The organism is Mesorhizobium hunchu, from assembly GCF_040081975.1.
Taxonomy (GTDB): Bacteria; Pseudomonadota; Alphaproteobacteria; order Rhizobiales; family Rhizobiaceae; genus Mesorhizobium; species Mesorhizobium hunchu.
The window spans coordinates 26,974-42,724 of the sequence record NZ_JBEBMG010000014.1 but is presented as its reverse complement, the minus strand read 5'-3'; the positions used below and the strand labels follow the sequence as shown (position 1 = coordinate 42,724).

At 62.6% G+C, this 15,751-nt stretch carries 17 protein-coding genes, 1 tRNA gene and 1 pseudogene; 14 read left to right on the top strand and 5 right to left on the bottom strand.

The features are described 5' to 3' along the window. Window positions 1–2: 2 nt before the first annotated feature. Complete coding sequence (locus ABMA46_RS19285; protein ID WP_349001683.1) at window positions 3–320, bottom strand: co-chaperone GroES; 318 nt, start codon at window positions 318–320, stop codon at window positions 3–5. 502 nt (window positions 321–822) lie between these two features. Here ABMA46_RS19285 and ABMA46_RS19280 point away from each other — a divergent pair. From ABMA46_RS19280 to ABMA46_RS19230, 11 genes and pseudogenes are all read left to right on the top strand, one after another. Continuing rightward, a complete protein-coding gene (locus tag ABMA46_RS19280) occupies window positions 823–1,083 on the top strand; it encodes an FHA domain-containing protein (RefSeq protein ID WP_349001628.1) in 261 nt (86 codons plus the stop codon). Next, window positions 1,080–1,379: pseudogene (locus tag ABMA46_RS19275) on the top strand (hypothetical protein); the annotation flags it as partial. The gene ABMA46_RS19280 and the pseudogene ABMA46_RS19275, both read left to right, overlap by 4 nt. After that, window positions 1,375–1,521 carry a hypothetical protein gene (locus ABMA46_RS19270; RefSeq protein ID WP_349001626.1) on the top strand — a complete coding sequence of 49 codons (147 nt, stop codon included), beginning with the start codon at window positions 1,375–1,377 and terminating at the stop codon, window positions 1,519–1,521. The pseudogene ABMA46_RS19275 and the gene ABMA46_RS19270, both read left to right, overlap by 5 nt. A gap of 30 nt (window positions 1,522–1,551) precedes the next feature. Then, complete coding sequence (locus ABMA46_RS19265; RefSeq protein ID WP_349001625.1) at window positions 1,552–1,788, top strand: hypothetical protein; 237 nt, start codon at window positions 1,552–1,554, stop codon at window positions 1,786–1,788. 1 nt (window position 1,789) lies between these two features. Continuing rightward, window positions 1,790–2,116, top strand: coding sequence for a hypothetical protein (locus ABMA46_RS19260; protein WP_349001624.1), 327 nt, complete (start codon window positions 1,790–1,792; stop codon window positions 2,114–2,116). After that, window positions 2,113–2,388, top strand: coding sequence for a DUF1488 family protein (locus tag ABMA46_RS19255; RefSeq protein WP_349001623.1), 276 nt, complete (start codon window positions 2,113–2,115; stop codon window positions 2,386–2,388). The genes ABMA46_RS19260 and ABMA46_RS19255 overlap by 4 nt, the downstream gene beginning before the upstream one ends. Window positions 2,389–2,397: 9 nt before the next feature. Next, window positions 2,398–3,213 (top strand): transglutaminase-like domain-containing protein, encoded by an 816-nt coding sequence (locus ABMA46_RS19250; protein WP_349001622.1) that lies wholly within the window; start codon window positions 2,398–2,400, stop codon window positions 3,211–3,213. Window positions 3,214–3,350: 137 nt separating this feature from the next. Beyond that, a complete protein-coding gene (locus ABMA46_RS19245; RefSeq protein WP_349001621.1) occupies window positions 3,351–3,848 on the top strand; it encodes a YciE/YciF ferroxidase family protein in 498 nt (165 codons plus the stop codon). A gap of 159 nt (window positions 3,849–4,007) precedes the next feature. After that, complete coding sequence (locus ABMA46_RS19240; protein ID WP_349001620.1) at window positions 4,008–4,922, top strand: hypothetical protein; 915 nt, start codon at window positions 4,008–4,010, stop codon at window positions 4,920–4,922. A gap of 135 nt (window positions 4,923–5,057) precedes the next feature. Then, a complete protein-coding gene (locus ABMA46_RS19235) occupies window positions 5,058–6,317 on the top strand; it encodes an NAD(P)/FAD-dependent oxidoreductase (RefSeq protein ID WP_349001619.1) in 1,260 nt (419 codons plus the stop codon). 215 nt (window positions 6,318–6,532) lie between these two features. After that, window positions 6,533–7,693: an extracellular catalytic domain type 1 short-chain-length polyhydroxyalkanoate depolymerase gene (locus ABMA46_RS19230; RefSeq protein WP_349001682.1), complete on the top strand. Its 1,161-nt coding sequence runs from the start codon at window positions 6,533–6,535 to the stop codon at window positions 7,691–7,693. Window positions 7,694–7,766: 73 nt separating this feature from the next. Here ABMA46_RS19230 and ABMA46_RS19225 read toward each other — a convergent pair whose 3' ends face one another. The 4 genes from ABMA46_RS19225 to ABMA46_RS19210 form a co-directional block, all read right to left on the bottom strand. Then, the gene (locus ABMA46_RS19225) at window positions 7,767–8,279 is read right to left on the bottom strand and encodes a DUF6894 family protein (RefSeq protein WP_349001618.1); all 513 of its coding nucleotides are present in this window, start codon (window positions 8,277–8,279) and stop codon (window positions 7,767–7,769) included. 32 nt (window positions 8,280–8,311) lie between these two features. Then, window positions 8,312–10,423 (bottom strand): catalase, encoded by a 2,112-nt coding sequence (katE, locus tag ABMA46_RS19220; protein ID WP_349001617.1) that lies wholly within the window; start codon window positions 10,421–10,423, stop codon window positions 8,312–8,314. Between the two features lie 626 nt (window positions 10,424–11,049). Further along, window positions 11,050–11,126, bottom strand: a tRNA-Arg gene (locus ABMA46_RS19215). 443 nt (window positions 11,127–11,569) lie between these two features. Next, window positions 11,570–13,054 (bottom strand): sensor histidine kinase, encoded by a 1,485-nt coding sequence (locus ABMA46_RS19210; protein WP_349001616.1) that lies wholly within the window; start codon window positions 13,052–13,054, stop codon window positions 11,570–11,572. Window positions 13,055–13,304: 250 nt separating this feature from the next. Here ABMA46_RS19210 and rpmH point away from each other — a divergent pair, with 250 nt between their 5' ends. The 3 genes from rpmH to yidC are packed head-to-tail and all read left to right on the top strand — an operon-like array spanning window position 13,305 to window position 15,658. Further along, complete coding sequence (rpmH, locus tag ABMA46_RS19205) at window positions 13,305–13,439, top strand: 50S ribosomal protein L34 (RefSeq protein WP_008833937.1); 135 nt, start codon at window positions 13,305–13,307, stop codon at window positions 13,437–13,439. A gap of 26 nt (window positions 13,440–13,465) precedes the next feature. Continuing rightward, window positions 13,466–13,795, top strand: a complete 330-nt coding sequence (gene rnpA, locus ABMA46_RS19200; protein WP_349001615.1) for a ribonuclease P protein component — start codon at window positions 13,466–13,468, stop codon at window positions 13,793–13,795. Window positions 13,796–13,825: 30 nt separating this feature from the next. Then, window positions 13,826–15,658, top strand: a complete 1,833-nt coding sequence (gene yidC, locus ABMA46_RS19195; protein ID WP_349001614.1) for a membrane protein insertase YidC — start codon at window positions 13,826–13,828, stop codon at window positions 15,656–15,658. Window positions 15,659–15,751: the final 93 nt, after the last annotated feature.

The following is a 15,751-nucleotide window of genomic DNA, read 5'->3' as shown; positions in this document are numbered from 1 at the left end:
GATCAGGCGGCCTTCTTGGCCGCAGTACCAGTCTTCTCGACAATGCCCAGGATGTCGCTCTCCTTCATGATAAGGAGATCCTCACCGTCGATCCTGACCTCGGTGCCGGACCATTTGCCGAACAGGATGTGATCGCCCGCCTTGACGTCGAGCGGGGTCAGTGTGCCGCTTTCATCACGCGAACCAGGGCCGACGGCGATCACCTCGCCTTCCTGCGGCCTTTCCTTTGCCGTGTCGGGAATGATGATCCCGCCTTTGGATTTCAAATCGCCTTCAGCGCGTCGAATGACGACGCGGTCGTGAAGTGGCCGGAATTTCATTGGAATCTTTCTGCGGCAGGCGCGTAGGGCTGCCACGACACCAACATAGGGCGTTTGGCACTCGATTGATAGGAGTGCCAAAATTAATTCTTGCATATTTCAAAATATCTCTTTGATTATCTCATGTAATTTACAGAATTCCCCCTTTTTGAAGCTCCTATTGTTGGCTTCAAGCGGTTGTTTATTTTACGTAAATTGAATTTTTTAATTTGTGATCGGAAATAAAAATCTGTCCGCGCCTTGTTCGCAACTCAATTGAAGTGCATATAAGAGGCTCGTTGATTTGGCCGATTTGGCTTTTGCGGTGTCAGAGACCCGCCATTCACCACCGAATTCTCGATAGCGGCTCCATCGCGCCAATCCGGCGCGGATACCGCTCCGTTCGAACCCTGGAATGAACGCCGGCGCTGACCACGGATGTACTGGCAGCATCGGCATCGTTCCGGTTCGGATGGGAACAATGTGGAAGGCGCCTGTGCGTGCTCCTGCGGAAATCGTGACCATGGCCAGCCGTACCACACAGACCGTCGTTCGCTTCTCCGCACCATTCAGGCTGCCTGACATCGATACGGTGCAACCGGCTGGCGACTATCGCGTCGATCATGATGAGGAAACGATCGAGGGCGCCTCCTGGCTTGCGTGGCGACGTGTCGGCGCTTTCATCCACTTGCCGGCCATCGGTATGCGGGGACCTACACAGCAGATGGTACCGATCAATCCAGCGGACCTCGACGCCGCACTCGAAAGGGATAAACAACCATGACTTATATAAGCGGCCGGCAACCCGGCGTACGCTTTGTCCGGCCCGCCCCCGCAACCCATCTTTTTGCGGTGGGCCAAGCCGTCCGCCTGCGTAGCAGCTTTGGCACATTCCCTAAGACTGCGGAAATCTACCACATCACGGGCACGCTCCCGCCAAGGGGAAATTCGCTTCAGTACCGCATCCGCAACGATGACGAGCGCCATGAGCGGGTGGCGACACAAGACAGCCTGGAACCGATCCGTCCTCCGCAATCCAACGAGGGTGCAACTCTCATCATAAGGACGTTTGGCCATGGCTAAGGGACAGAAACGCAGCAATCGCGAGATGAGGAAGCCGAAGCAGGACAAGGCGCCGCCCAAGCCTGAAAGCGGGTTCAGCAACCCGATCAAGCTCGTTACAAACAGCAACGCCCCGCGTGGCAATGGCAAGGGCCGATGACCGTGGTCGGCGAGACCGGTGGCAAGAACGATGAAGATCGTGATCGAATTCTACCGGATCCGCGACGCCGACGATGCCCATGCCGTCATCGGTCGTGAAACCGTGGAGGTCGACGGTCTCGACGGCGCCATCGCAGCCGCACAGCTGTTGGCGCGGACCCTCGACATGCCACAGCGCCCTGACTCGATGATGATCACCGACGCGAACGGCAAGGTGCATTACTGTGGCATTATCGGCTTGGAAGCGGTAAACGAAGAAAGGCAATAAAATGAATACGCACATCAACAGCGGAGTTGAACGGAAGCGAATTGCCGCCGCGATTAGCGTCTGGGAAAATGAGGGCGGTGCGCCCGGACAGGATTCCATGCACCATCAGTATGGCCGCCGGATCGAAGCCGACCGCTCCTGGACGATCTATCATGTCTTTACCGGCATTCCGGCGCGCTTCGGCGACGCCGCCATGACCGGCCTGAGCCGCATGGACGCAACCAGCGGCATGCTGCGTCTCAACCTGCGCAACGCCGAGCGCCAACGTGAACGCCTCGAACTCTCGTCTTTCAAGACAATCCCGAAACCAGCGGAGTTCGGGTTATGACGCTGGCTTTCCCCAACCCAAGCCGCAGCTTCGACGAAGCGCGCAACGCCGTGCGCTTCATGGGCCACGACGGCATGTTCCAAATCCGCTTCTTCATCGAGGCGGGTGCGCTGACGAAATCGGATGCTGCCAGACGCGAAGCGGGGGCGCTGGAAGCCAGGTGCCTGACAGCCTTCGACGCGTTGCGCACATCCATCTACGATGTCGCGCGCGAGGCGTATTCCCACGGCCGCCGCGATTCCTACACGCTGACCGCCGCGGATTTTCGGTAACGCCTTACGATGCTGATCCGTTACGGCTATGAGATCACGCTGACGTGCCAGCAGCCCACCGCGTTGGTTTGCCTGCTCTCGGTCCACGAGGATCGCGCGGCCGAGATCACGGTGCCGGAAACGACCTTCACCAATCCCGACGTACGGGTGTCGACCTATCGCGATCTGTTCGGCAACCGCTGCCGCCGCCTCGTCGCTCCGGCAGGCGACCTGACGATGTGGGGCGACGCCACGATCGAGGACGACGGCAGGCCGGATAGGGTGGCGCTAAATGCCCAAGAAGTGCCCGTGCCGAACCTTCCAGACGACAGCCTCGTCTACCTCATGGGTAGCCGCTACTGCGAGACGGATAAGTTGAGCCAGCTCGCCTGGGATATCTTCGGCGCCGTTGTTCCGGGATGGGGCCGCGTGCAGGCGGTCTGCGACTTCGTCCACAACCACATCCGCTTCGACTACATGCAGGCCCGCTCGACGCGCACGGCCTTCGAGGCCTATCACGAGCGCGTCGGCGTCTGTCGCGACTTCGCGCACCTTGCCGTCGCGTTCTGCCGCTGCCTCAATATTCCCACCCGCTATGTCAACGGCTATCTCGGCGACATTGGCGTTCCGGTCGTCGACCCGATGGATTTCAGTGCCTGGATCGAAGTCTTCTTGGAAGGCGAATGGCACACATTCGATCCGCGCAACAACACGCCACGGATCGGCAGGATCGTCGTTGCACGGGGCCGCGACGCGGCAGACATCCCGTTGATCAATTCGTTCGGCCCGCATGTCCTGAAGGCGTTTAGGGTCTGGACCTATGAGGCGCCGGAACCGATCGGGTGAAAGGTGTTTCCAGTCAGGCCGTTCAGGCCGTCACGCGTTCCACGACAGTGCGGAACCTTTCCTGCCCAGCGGGCTTGTAAAGCATGCGCCTCACGACACTGTGATTAAATCCAACAAGGCGTTCCAAGGAAACTCCCGTGGCAAAAGAAAAAACGCTGGAAGACCTCTTCCACGACACACTCAAGGATATCTACTACGCGGAACGGAAGATCCTGAAGGCTCTTCCCAAGATGGCGCGTGCCGCATCCTCACCCGATCTCAAGGCGGCCTTCGAGAAGCACAAGGATGAAACCGAGGGCCACGTCGAGCGCTTGCAGCAGGTGTTTGAGCTGATGGGCAAGCGCGCCCAGGGCAAGACCTGCGAGGCCATCGAAGGCATCATCGCCGAGGGCGAGGAAATCATCGAGAGCTTCAAGGGAACACCGGCGATCGATGCCGGTCTCATCTCGTCTGCCCAGGCGGTCGAGCACTACGAGATCACACGCTATGGTACGCTGAAGCGGTGGGCCGAGGTGCTCGGCATGAAGGACGCCGCCAAGCTGCTTGACCAGACGCTTGCCGAAGAATCCAAGACCGACAAGGCGCTTACCGGCCTCGCGGACACATCCGCCAACGAAATGGCCAAGGCCGCCTGATTGCATCACAGCCGCCCGGTTCGCCGCGGCGGCTGGTCTTGTTCAACATTCACTCTTTCGACAGGAGACAACCATGGGACGCGGTATTCTGCTCTGGCTACTCGGAATTCCTATTCCGATCATCATCCTTCTCATGCTGTTCATGCGATAGGGAAGATCATGGCATCAACCATCCTGGCGACAGATGTCGCCGCGCCTGTGGAATCGTCTTCCTCTGCGGTCAGCTGGGGGCCGATCATTGCAGGCGCCTTCGCCGCCTCAACGCTCACCTTCATCCTGATGCTTCTCGGCTCCGGCCTTGGGCTCACCATGGTGTCTCCGTGGTCCACCGCGGGCGCAAGCGTCACAACCTTTGCCGTGTCCACGGCGATCTGGCTGGTGATCGTCCAATGGCTATCGTCGGGCGTCGGCGGTTATCTGACAGGGCGTCTTCGCACCAAATGGGTCGGCGTCCATACGGACGAGACCTTCTTTCGCGATACCGCACATGGCTTCATGGCCTGGGCCTTGGCGACGCTGCTCGTCGTCTTCGTGCTGGGTTCGGCTCTGTCCGCCGCGATCGGCACCGGCGTGCAGGCGGCCTCGACGGTTGCGTCGGGCGCCGCGATGGGCGCTTCCGCCGGTGGCGCTGCCAACGCAGCTAACAGCGGATCCGATGCGGGCTCTTACTTCGTCGACTCGCTGTTCCGCCCGTCTGACCCTTCACGGCTGGCGGCGTCTGGCGCCGAAGGCGATGCGGCCGCAGCCGCCCAGGCGTCGCGTATCCTGATCGCGAGCGCGGCATCCGGCGAGGTCTCGGCCGAGGACAAGACATATCTCGGCCAGCTCGTGGCGGCACGCACCGGTCTGTCGCAAGCAGATGCCACCGCCCGGGTCGATGCCGTCCTTGCGCAGGTCGACGCGGCCAAGGTCAAGGCGCAAGAGGCGGCCGATACGGCTCGCAAGGCCGGTGCCACCTTTGCCCTGATCGGGGCGCTGTCCCTGATCATCGGCGCGTTCATCGCCAGCGCCGCGGCCGTCTTGGGCGGCAGGCAGCGTGATGATGATGAGGTCGCCTACCTGACCTCGCGTTAGTTGCGTCGCCCGGAGCCGGCTCCATGATCGGCTCCGGGCTTCGAACATCCATGCACCGACCGGCGAGCGGAACGCTTCCGCCGCCGATGCAGCCTGGTGGTCCCGGGCCGTTCCTCATTTATGCGGCAACCCGACATGCAACGTAAACTGGACCTGCGAACAGGCAGCCCCGTGTGGGAGGCCTATCGCGCTCCTCGGGTACCGACGCAGAAGCTCACGCAGGACGTCCGGTGCGACGTCCTCGTCGTCGGTCTTGGTATCAGCGGTGCGATGCTGGCGGAGGCGCTGACCGCTGAGGGCCTTTCCGTCGTCGGCGTGGATCGACGCGGGGCAATACTGGGCTCGACTGCCGCAACCACCGCCTTGGTGCAGTTCGAGATCGATCAACCGCTTTCCGAACTCGGCCGCAAGATCGGTGTTTCCGATGCCGAACAGGCATGGCGGCGCTCGCGATTGGCCGTGACCAACCTGCGGGGTCGCATCGACGAGCTTGGCATCAGCTGCGATATAGCTGCAAGACAATCCCTCTACCTCGCAGGCAACGCCCTTGATCCGGGTGAGTTGCGCAAGGAGGCCGAGGCCCGGCGTAGCGCGGGCATCCGCGCCGCCTATCTGACGCCTGCGGTCCTGGAGGAGAAATTCGACATAGCCCGCAAGGGCGCGATCCTCAGCCACGACAACATCGCTCTCGACCCGAGAAAGCTGACCGCAGGATTTCTAGGCAGGGCTCTTGAGAGGAAGGCCCGCTTCTATACGCCGGTGGAGGTTACCGCACTTGCTGGCGGAACGAACGGGGTAACGGCCGAAACGAAGGGTGGTCCCACGATCACCGCCAGGCAGGTCGTGCTGGCCACCGGTTATGAATTGCTCGATATCGTTCCCGCCGACACCCATTCCATCATTTCCACCTATGCGATTGCGACGAAGCCGCAAAAGAGCCGGCTATGGCCGGGCCCGGCTTTCATCTGGGAGGCTTCCGACCCCTATCTCTATATGCGCGCAACCGCCGATGGGCGCGTGATCTGCGGCGGGGAGGACGAGGATTTCGCCGACGAGGAGACCCGGGACGAGTTGCTTGCCGCAAAGACTCGAACGATTGCGACCAAGTTGAAGCGCCTGTTTCCCGATCTGGACACGACGGTCGAGTTCGCCTGGACCGGATGCTTCGGAACCACCACCACCGGATTGCCGTATATCGGCGAGTTGCCACGCCATCCCGGGATTTTTGCCGTTCTCGGCTATGGTGGCAACGGCATAACGTTTTCGCAGATCGCATCGGAAATCGTGGCGACGACAATTGCCGGCCGCGAAGATACTGACGCGAAACTCTTCGCTTTTGGCCGGACGAACATGGTGCGAAAGCTGGTGGATCTGACGGGTAAGCTACTCCCCTGAACTCGGTGCAGCCGCGCGTCCTGGACGCACTGCTGAGCGGCTCGCGACCCATATAGCTCAATCCGCGAGGGGCGCATTCCCTCCCCGCCGGCGTCGACTGCGCATCCTGATCTTTCTCCATGGCCTTGTTATTGTGCATTGCAGCAACGATATTGCTGCGAGTGCGTTATGACGGCTGCCGTCCAATTCCGGGCGTCACAACCAGGACGGCCCAATTGCGAAAAATCTCCGATACGATCGCGCGCCTGAGCGCGTTGCGCACGCAACACTCCGCGCATGCCGCGGACCATGGAGGGCGAGACCGTCTCCAGGCTCTGACCGACTTCGGTTCCAATCCGGGGGCGTTGAAAGGCAGAGTCCACCTTCCGCCCGACTTGCCCAAGAATGCGCCCCTCGTCGTCGTCCTCCACGGCTGCACTCAGAATGCCGCCGGATACGCCCATCACTCCGGATGGTCGCAACTTGCCGACGAAGCCGGCTTTGCCCTTCTTTTTCCCGAGCAGCAACGTGCCAACAATCCGAACCTTTGCTTCAACTGGTTTGAGCCTGCCGATACCCGACGCGATATGGGCGAGGCGCTTTCGATACGGCAGATGATCGAGGCGATGGTTCTCACGCACGGCCTCGATCGAAAGCGCATCTTCATCACGGGTCTCTCGGCCGGCGGCGCAAAGGCGGCGGCCATGCTGGCGAGCTATCCTGAGGTCTTTGCGGGCGGCGCCATCATTGCGGGTCTGCCCTACGGCAGCGCAACGACGATTCCGCAGGCGTTCGACCGCATGCGCGGCCACGGCGGCCCGTCGGAGAAGGAACTGCAACGGATCCTTCGCGGCGCCTCGAACCATCCAGGACCATGGCCGCGGATTTCGATCTGGCAGGGCACGGCCGACCAAACGGTCGCGCCGTCCAACGCGGACGCCGTCGCAGCACAGTGGCTGGGCGTTCATGGACTTGACAGGAAGATAGCGACGCGTTCGGAAGCGGACGGCAGACTTGCGAAGCGGGTCTGGCGGAATGTTACGGGCGAGGCGGTGGTCGAAGTCAACATAATAGCCGGGATGGGTCACGGCGCGCCGGTCGGCGACGGCCTCGGCGCTGCCGGCCCTTTCATGCTCGATGCCGGCATCTCGTCCACGCGCGAGATCGCGCGCTTCTGGGGCATCGATACGACGCGGGCAAAGGATGCGGCCAGATCGAAACCCAAGAGGTTGGCCCACGAAGGGACGCCTTCCGGCTCGCCGTCGCCGGCCATGGAAAAGGTGGCGGCGAAGCGCCCGGCCCATCCAGATGACGACCTGTCCAAGCCTCCGCCAGAGTCGGGCGGCATACAGACCGTCATTGAGGATGCCCTCCGAGCGGCGGGCCTGATGCGCTAGATTGGAAGGACGCGGCGACAAAATCTGGCACAGCGGCTGCGGCGGCTTCGATTTCCTGGAGCCGCCCCGCCCTTCACTGGCTTTTCTGCCGGGCCGCCTCGGCTTCATGCACCTCTATGGTGTAGAGTAGTTCGCCATTTTCGCCAAGCACGCGCACCAGCCAGCCGGAGAGATAGTCGTCCGCCCCCGGTTCCAGGTCGGCCAGAAGATCGATCGCGCTCCGGACCGCCTCCTCGCGCGCCGCCTCCAGGCTCGGCATTCGCGCCGGAGGAACCTGCCGGCTTCCCTTGCCGTCGCGGTACTCGAAAATGTAGAGGCCGCCATACTCGTCATTTGCCGCCGTGACGGCGACTTCGTCAAAATTGCCGTTGCTTTCGGCGTCGTAGTCATTGTCCGCCAGACCGAAGTTCGCGGTCTGGACCAGGATCGCTCTGGCCTGGTCGACAGCTGCGTCATCGGTTCCACGCTCGACCTGGGCCATGTCGACGGTGACACAGTCACCGCCTTCGCCACAAAACAGGACCCGCAGGATCGGCTCTCCGGAAAGCGCGGTTGCCTCGGCGACCTCGGTTCGAATGATCTGCATGAGAAACTCCCGTCTTCGCCTGGTTGGATCGGCTACAGTTTGACCGCCGTCTCCCGGCTCCAGAGACGGAGCTTGCGGCAGGATTCGATGAAGTCGGCGATTGCCTTGGGATCGTCCAGACCGATCAGGCCCTCGTCGGCGTCCGGATCGACGCCCGCCTTTTGCAGCAGCGGGACGGCGCCGGAGGTGAAGCCGATGAACTTGCAATGGGCGAATGCGTCGGCAACAAAATCGCGCGCGGCGGCCTCGCCCGTCAGGCGTTCCGCACCCTCCTCGGAAAGGACCAGCGCCACGGCGTCGAACAAAACCGACGGCCCGCCGTCGATCATGTGCCGGCCCTCGATCCAGCTTCCGTCGGCCGCCTCGACGCCGCCGACCTTCGGCGCGACGACCTCCATCACCGCGCCTTCCTTCTCGATCGCGGCTTGAAGCTTTCTGAGCAGCACGGCATCGGCACCCGGACCGACGAGCACGCCGACTTTGCGACCAGCAAAGCTTCCTGGCCCGTTTTCGAGAATGCTGAGTGCGGGTGACGGTTCGAGATCGTCCCTGGGCGCGACGGCGGCGTCGGCCGCCTTTGGGAGTTGCTTGAGGCCAAGCTTGTCGGCAACGGTCTCGGCCAGTCCCTCGTCGATGTTCAGAAGATGCGATACCATGCGCTCGCGGATCACCGGTGTCTCGACCTTGGAAAGCTCGAAGGTCAGCGCCATGGCGATGTGGCGCTGCTCCGGCGGGGTCTGGCTGTTGAAAAACAGGCGTGCCTGGCTGTAGTGGTCGGCGAAACTTTCCGCGCGCAGCCGGACTTTCTGGCCTTCTTCCGCTTCGGCGAAGGAGCGAAAGCCCTGCTGCGGCGATTCCCTTGGGCCGTCGCCGAAGGAATTCGGCTCGTAGTTCACGCGGCCGACCGGGTTGCGCATCGCCATATGGCCGTCCTGCTGGAAATGATGGAACGGGCATTTGGGAGCATTGATCGGGATATGCGTGAAGTTGGGGCCACCAAGCCGTTTCAACTGCGTATCGAGATAGGAGAAGTTGCGGCCCTGTAGCAGCGGATCGTTGGAGAAATCGACGCCGGGCGGGACGTTCTGCGTCATGAACGCGACCTGCTCGGTTTCGGCGAAGAAGTTGTCCGGCATGCGGTCGAGGACCAGGCGTCCGACCGGGACTGGTTCCAAGATTTCTTCAGGGATGATCTTGGTGGCGTCCAGTACGTCAAAATCGAAGCTGTCCGCAAAGTTCTGGTCAAACAGCTGGACCTGCAACTCCCACTCGGGGAAATTGCCCGACTGGATCGCCTGCCAGAGGTCGCGGCGATGAAAGTCGGGATCGGCGCCGTTGATCTTCACCGCCTCGTTCCAGACCACCGACTGAAGTCCGAATTTCGGTTTCCAGTGGAACTTGACGAAGGTCGACTCGTCCTTGGCGTTCACGAAGCGGAAGGTGTGGACACCAAACCCTTCCATGAAGCGAAACGAACGCGGGATCGCCCTGTCGGACATGATCCACATGATCATGTGCATCGACTCGGGTGTCAGCGATATGAAGTCCCAGAAGTTGTCGTGCGCCGACTGGGCCTGCGGAAAGGCCCGATCGGGCTCTTCCTTTACGGCATGAACCAGGTCGGGAAAGCGGATGGCGTCCTGGATGAAGAACACGGGCATGTTGTTGCCGACGATGTCCCAGTTGCCTTCCTTGGTATAGAGCTTGACGGCGAACCCGCGCACGTCGCGCGCCAGATCGAACGAGCCCTTCGATCCGGCGACCGTCGAGAAGCGCACGAAGGCCGGCGTCTTCTCGCCGGCCCGCTGGAAAATGTCCGCGCGGGTGTATTTGGCCAGAGAGTCGTACGTCTCGAAATAACCGTGCGCGCCATAGCCGCGCGCATGCACCACGCGCTCGGGAATGCGCTCGTGGTCGAAATGGAAGATCTTCTCGCGGAAGTGGAAATCTTCGATCAGCGCGGGACCGCGCTCGCCGATCTTCAGCGTGTTGTGATCGTCCGAAACGGGGCCGCCTTGCGCGGTCGTCAGGATCTGGCCGTCGCCCTCGGCGATCTGATGGAGTTCGCCGCCTTCCTCGCGTTCGAGCGTCTGGTCATGGATCGTCGCAGGCTTGCCCTGCGAACGGGTCGAGGTCTTGGCCATAGCGGTTCCTTCAGGAGAGATTTGCGCACATGCATGTGCATATCTTCCACAATGCGACGAAGAGGGTCCGGTTCCGCGAAGGCACATAAATGCAAGACAAGCGGCAAGCCAGCTCATGGGTGGCGTCAATAGGGAGTGGGAGTTGGCTAACGGTGCGAGCCTGTTTGAGCTCCACTGTCCGTGATGAAGCAGCATCCCCCAATTGGTGACAGATGCTCAGATTTCAATTTAACGAGTGCTTCCCGTTGGTATACTCGCTCTGGCGAAGCGGCGAGACGGGCGCATCGGTCGATGGGGTAGCCATGGCGAGTTCCTCTCGTTGAAGGGAACTCCATGGCCAGATCGCTGCCTTCACTCGCTCAAGGCAAATGCCAGTTGCCTAGCCTCAGAATGAGGCACCCCTCCCGCGAAGCGGGTTCGTGCACGGTGGCGCGTAGCGGTCGTTCAAAGCCCCATATCCCAGGTCTGCACAGGGCAAAATCGACCAATCGACCGGAAGCGATTCGAACTTTTTTCACCGCCGAACGCCGCCGTTTCTACGCTTTTTCGTCCGTTGGTTGTTCCCGCTCTTTGTGCAGGCGTAGACTTGGTGGCTATCGGCGGCTTTAGAGGGCAATCGGCGGTTTTGGCGCGCCCGAAGAGATTCGAACTCCTGACCCCCAGATTCGTAGTCTGGTGCTCTATCCAGCTGAGCTACGGGCGCGCAACCGTGCATGGATCACGGCGAATACGGGCCGATCGATGACCGGCCGCGAATTGACGTGCTACCTAGCGACTGGAAACGTGAAAAGCAAGACGATAGCGGCAAAAGATTTTAGGCGTCTTCGGGCGCCGTCTTTCGCACGTCACGGAACAACGCAGTCGGGGCGTGGGGGCGTTGGATCGCGTGCGGGCCGGCCAGTGGTCCCGGCCCGGCACTGGAGGCACCTTGCGACCGGCGATCGCAGGGGCCGGCGGCGGCATCGCCTGTGCCTGGAGTATCTGGTGCCGAGAAAGGCGGCTCGATGCTGCGCCATTCGGAACCGCTTACCGGCAGGTAAGGTGTGCCTAATACCCTGCCTCGCCTGGGTCAAGGCGCCGACAATGGTGGCCGGACATGTGCTTTTGCTCGCTTCACCTGTGCGGCGGATTTCAGCGCCGCACCGCTCAGGCCGGATGGCGCAGCGCGGTGCGTGCACGCGCGAGCCGGATCGGCTGGTCGGGGATTGTCACCGCGAAGACGGTGCTGCCGCCGGCGCTTTCGACCAGTTCCAGCGCGCCGCCATGCGCACGTGCCAGCTCCTGAGCGATGGCGAGGCCCAGCCCCGTGCCGCCGCTGCGCGCCGATCCGCGGAAAGCGGCGAACAGGTTCTCGCGAGCTTTCGGCGGCAGGCCCGGGCCGGTGTCGCTGACCAGGATGCGGCTGACGCTGCCGGTGCGCTCGGCCGAGACGGTGAGGCGGCGCACCAGCGCCTCCTCGCTGTCGCCGGCCATCGCCTGGACGGCGTTGCGGCACAGATTGGTGAGCAGCCGGAACAGCTGGTCGGCGTCGGCGTCTATCTCGAAGTCCGGATCGACCGCATTGACGAATTCGATTCCCTGTCCGACGTCGAGCAGGCCGTGCACCTCCTCGACCAGCAGCCTGAGCCGCAGCCTGCGGCGCGCCGGCGCCGCTTCCTGCGTGCGGCCGTAGGCGAGCACGCCCTCCGAATAGGCGACGGCCCTGTCGAGCGTGCGCAGCAGCTTGGGCGCGAAGGCCTGCACGGTCGGATCCTTCACCTGCCGCAGCCGGTCCGACATCAGTTGCGCCGAGGCTAGGATGTTGCGCATGTCGTGGTTGATCTTGGAGACGGCGAGGCCGAGATCGGCCAGATGCTTCTGCTCCGCGAGCATGCGCTGCAGCCGCTCCTGCATCTGCGACAGCTCTCGCTCGGCGACGCCGATCTCGTCGGCCCGGCTGGTCGCCCGGATGATCCGGCCCGGATCGTCCGGCGCTTCGGAGAAGGTCAGCATCGACCGCGTCATCTTCCGGATCGGCCCGATCATGATGCGGTCGATCGCCGCGTAGACGAGCGCCGCGCTGAAAACCGAGATCAGCAGCGCCACGATGGCGACGGTGCGCGAATAGGTCAGCATGGCGGCGCGAAGCCGCCGGTCCGGCATGATCAGTTCGAATTCCTTGTCGCTGTCCCCCACCGGCCCATAGACGCGAAGGATGCGCTCGCCGCCGAACAGCAGCGTGTCGAGCGCCCCGACCATCTCCTCGCCCAGGCCGATTGTCGCGACGTCGATCTGGTCGTCCACCTTCGGCGGCATGTCGGCGACGACGAGCAGCCGGGAGATGCCGCCGTCGCGCACCGCGATCGCCTTGGCGCCGAGCGCCGCCAGCACGTCGTCCTGCGCCTCCCGCGAAAGGGACTGCGGGTCTCCCTGCACCAGCACGATCGATACGGCGGCGGCGGTGCCCAGCCGTTCCTTCAGCCAGCTCAGCCGATAGCTGGCGATCGAGGGCACGAAGATCAGCACTTCGGCCAGCAGCACGAACACGATGGTGAGCAGGATGAGCTTGGTCGAGAGCCCCCGCGCCAGCGGCACGCCGCGGGCTGCTTTCCGGGGCCGGAAATGCTCGTCCGCTAGAGGGGTCTCGCTCATGCGCCTTCGATACAGGAGAATTCCGTCAAGGCAAGACTATGTGATCCGGCGCGCCTTGCCAATTTTGCAGTGCGGCAGGGTGCTATCCATATGGCGTCGGCCTGATTGACTCGGACAGGCCTTCTCCCTATAAGCGCGCACACGCTCGGGCCGCCCGCTCCGGCGCGATGTCTATTGCGCCAAGCCCGGACCGGCAAAGCTCCTGCCTATGCAGAACGAAGAAGGGCCGCACTCCGCGGTATTCAAATAAATGAAGCGCACCTATCAACCCTCAAAGCTTGTCCGCAAGCGCCGTCATGGTTTCCGTGCCCGCATGGCCACCAAGGGCGGCCGTGGCGTCGTCGCAGCCCGCCGCAATCGCGGCCGCAAGCGGCTCAGCGCCTAGGCGCGCCGGTCCGCCGCGCCTGATCGATGGCACCGGCTCCCGCACGGCTTCTCAAGCGTGCCGAGTTTATGGCCGTCCGGCGCGGTGAAAAGCGCCGCGGGCGGCTTTTCCTCGTGGAAGCGCTCGACCGCGGCGACGGCGGCGGGCCGCGCGTCGGCTACACGGTGACGAAGAAAGTCGGCAATGCCGTGGTGCGCAATCGCATCAGGCGGCGGCTCAGGGAAGCGGTGCGCGTTCATGCCGCCGCTGAAATGGCGCCCGGCCATGACTATGTCATCGTCGGACGCGAGGATGCGCTTGCCGCACCCTTCGCCCAGATCAAGGCGGAACTTTCCCGCCGCTTCCGCGCAAGATAGCGCCCAGACGGCCGGGACCGGACATTTCGGATGGAAAACAACCGCAACTTCTTCATCACCATCGCGCTGTCGGTGCTGATCCTGACCTTGTGGCAGGTGTTCTACATGAACCCGCGCATCGAGGCGCAGCGGGAAGCCGCCAAGATCGAGGCCGGCCGCGATCAGGACAAGAAGGCGGCGGAGACAACGACGCCGACGCCCGGCACGCAAGCTGCGGGCACACAGGCGTCGCCCGCCCAGCAGGGCGCCATCCCGTCAACGCCGGGCACCGACGGCGCCTCGCCCGTCGACCGCGACCAGGCGCTGGCCACGACCGGCCGCGTGAAGATCGACACGCCGAGCCTCGAGGGCTCAATCAACCTGACCGGCGGCCGACTGGATGATCTCAAGCTCAAGCACTATCGCTTGACGGTCGACAAGGACTCGCCCGAGATCGACCTGCTCAATCCGGCGGCGTTGCCTAACGGCTACTATGCCGAGCTCGGCTTCGTCGGCGATGCCGACGCGGGCAAGCTGCCCGGTCCCGACACGGTCTGGAGCGTGCAGGGCAGCCCGGTGCTGACAAACTCGTCGCCTGTCACCCTGACCTATACGAACGACAAGGGCTTGACCTTCAAGCGCACCATCTCGGTCGACGACCGCTACATGTTCACCGTTTCCGACACGGTCGACAACGGTGGCTCCGCTCCCGTCACGCTTTCCAATTACGGCCGCGTCACGCGCTTCGACAAGCCGGCTGTCGCGTCCAGCTACGTTCTGCACGAAGGCCTGATCGGCGTCACCGGCGAAGAAGGGCTTCAGGAGATCAAATACTCCAAGATCGAGGACGAAAAGCAGGTCACGCCGGGCAAGTCGAAAGACGGCTGGCTGGGCATCACCGACAAATACTGGGCGGTGACGCTGGTGCCGACAGAGAAGCAGTCGTTCCAGCCGCGGTTTGCCTATTTCGCAGACGGGCGCCCGCGCTATCAATCGGACTTCCTCACCGACCCGATCACCATCGCCGCCGGCCAGTCGACCACCGTGGAATCGGAAGTTTTCGCCGGCGCCAAGGAAGTCACGACCATCAATGCCTACGAGAAGGATCGCGACATCCGCCGTTTCGACCTGCTGATCGACTGGGGCTGGTTCTATTTCATCACCAAGCCGATGTTCTGGCTGATCGACACGCTCTACAAGTTCTTCGGCAATTTCGGCCTGGCCATCCTTGCCACCACCGTCATCGTCAAGGCCATCTTCTTCCCGCTCGCCAACAAGTCCTACAAGTCGATGGCGAACATGAAGAAGATGCAGCCCAAGATGGTTGAGATCCGCGAGAAATACGCGGACGACAAGATGGCACAGCAGAAGGCGATGATGGAGCTGTACAAGACCGAGAAGATCAACCCGATCGCGGGTTGCTGGCCGGTGGTGTTGCAGATCCCGGTGTTCTTCTCGCTCTACAAGGTGCTCTACATCACCATCGAGATGCGCCACGCGCCGTTTTTCGGCTGGATCCACGATCTCGCCGCGCCCGACCCGACTTCGGTGTTCAACCTGTTCGGCCTGCTGCCCTTCGCGCCGCCGGCCTTCCTGCCGCATCTGGGCGTCTGGGCGGTCATCATGGGTATCACCATGTTCCTGCAGATGCGCATGAACCCGGCGCCTCCGGATCCGACGCAGGCGGCCATCTTCAACTGGATGCCCGTCATCTTCACTTTCATGATGGGCTCGTTCCCGGCCGGCCTCGTTATCTACTGGGCCTGGAACAACACGCTTTCGATCACCCAGCAAGGCATCATCATGAAGCGCCAGGGCGCCAAGATCGAACTGTGGGGCAATCTGGCCAACATGTTCAGGAAGAAGCCGTCGCCGGCGGAATAGCCGGCCGGCACGGCCAAAGCCGCTCGAAAGCCCCGGTTCGCCGGGGCTTTTTCATGTTCAAGAGGCCGGGGGAGGCGAGGTTCCCGGCCAGGG

Coding starts and splice junctions, on each gene's coding strand:
- yidC (WP_349001614.1), top strand. CDS start 13,826: ATGGAAAACAACCGCAACTTCTTCATCACCATCGCGCTGTCGGTGCTG.
- ABMA46_RS19210 (WP_349001616.1), bottom strand. CDS start 13,054: ATGAGCGAGACCCCTCTAGCGGACGAGCATTTCCGGCCCCGGAAAGCA.
- ABMA46_RS19265 (WP_349001625.1), top strand. CDS start 1,552: ATGAAGATCGTGATCGAATTCTACCGGATCCGCGACGCCGACGATGCC.
- ABMA46_RS19285 (WP_349001683.1), bottom strand. CDS start 320: ATGAAATTCCGGCCACTTCACGACCGCGTCGTCATTCGACGCGCTGAA.
- ABMA46_RS19280 (WP_349001628.1), top strand. CDS start 823: ATGGCCAGCCGTACCACACAGACCGTCGTTCGCTTCTCCGCACCATTC.
- ABMA46_RS19240 (WP_349001620.1), top strand. CDS start 4,008: ATGGCATCAACCATCCTGGCGACAGATGTCGCCGCGCCTGTGGAATCG.
- ABMA46_RS19260 (WP_349001624.1), top strand. CDS start 1,790: ATGAATACGCACATCAACAGCGGAGTTGAACGGAAGCGAATTGCCGCC.
- ABMA46_RS19255 (WP_349001623.1), top strand. CDS start 2,113: ATGACGCTGGCTTTCCCCAACCCAAGCCGCAGCTTCGACGAAGCGCGC.
- rpmH (WP_008833937.1), top strand. CDS start 13,305: ATGAAGCGCACCTATCAACCCTCAAAGCTTGTCCGCAAGCGCCGTCAT.
- ABMA46_RS19225 (WP_349001618.1), bottom strand. CDS start 8,279: ATGCAGATCATTCGAACCGAGGTCGCCGAGGCAACCGCGCTTTCCGGA.
- ABMA46_RS19250 (WP_349001622.1), top strand. CDS start 2,398: ATGCTGATCCGTTACGGCTATGAGATCACGCTGACGTGCCAGCAGCCC.
- ABMA46_RS19235 (WP_349001619.1), top strand. CDS start 5,058: ATGCAACGTAAACTGGACCTGCGAACAGGCAGCCCCGTGTGGGAGGCC.
- rnpA (WP_349001615.1), top strand. CDS start 13,466: ATGGCACCGGCTCCCGCACGGCTTCTCAAGCGTGCCGAGTTTATGGCC.
- katE (WP_349001617.1), bottom strand. CDS start 10,423: ATGGCCAAGACCTCGACCCGTTCGCAGGGCAAGCCTGCGACGATCCAT.
- ABMA46_RS19270 (WP_349001626.1), top strand. CDS start 1,375: ATGGCTAAGGGACAGAAACGCAGCAATCGCGAGATGAGGAAGCCGAAG.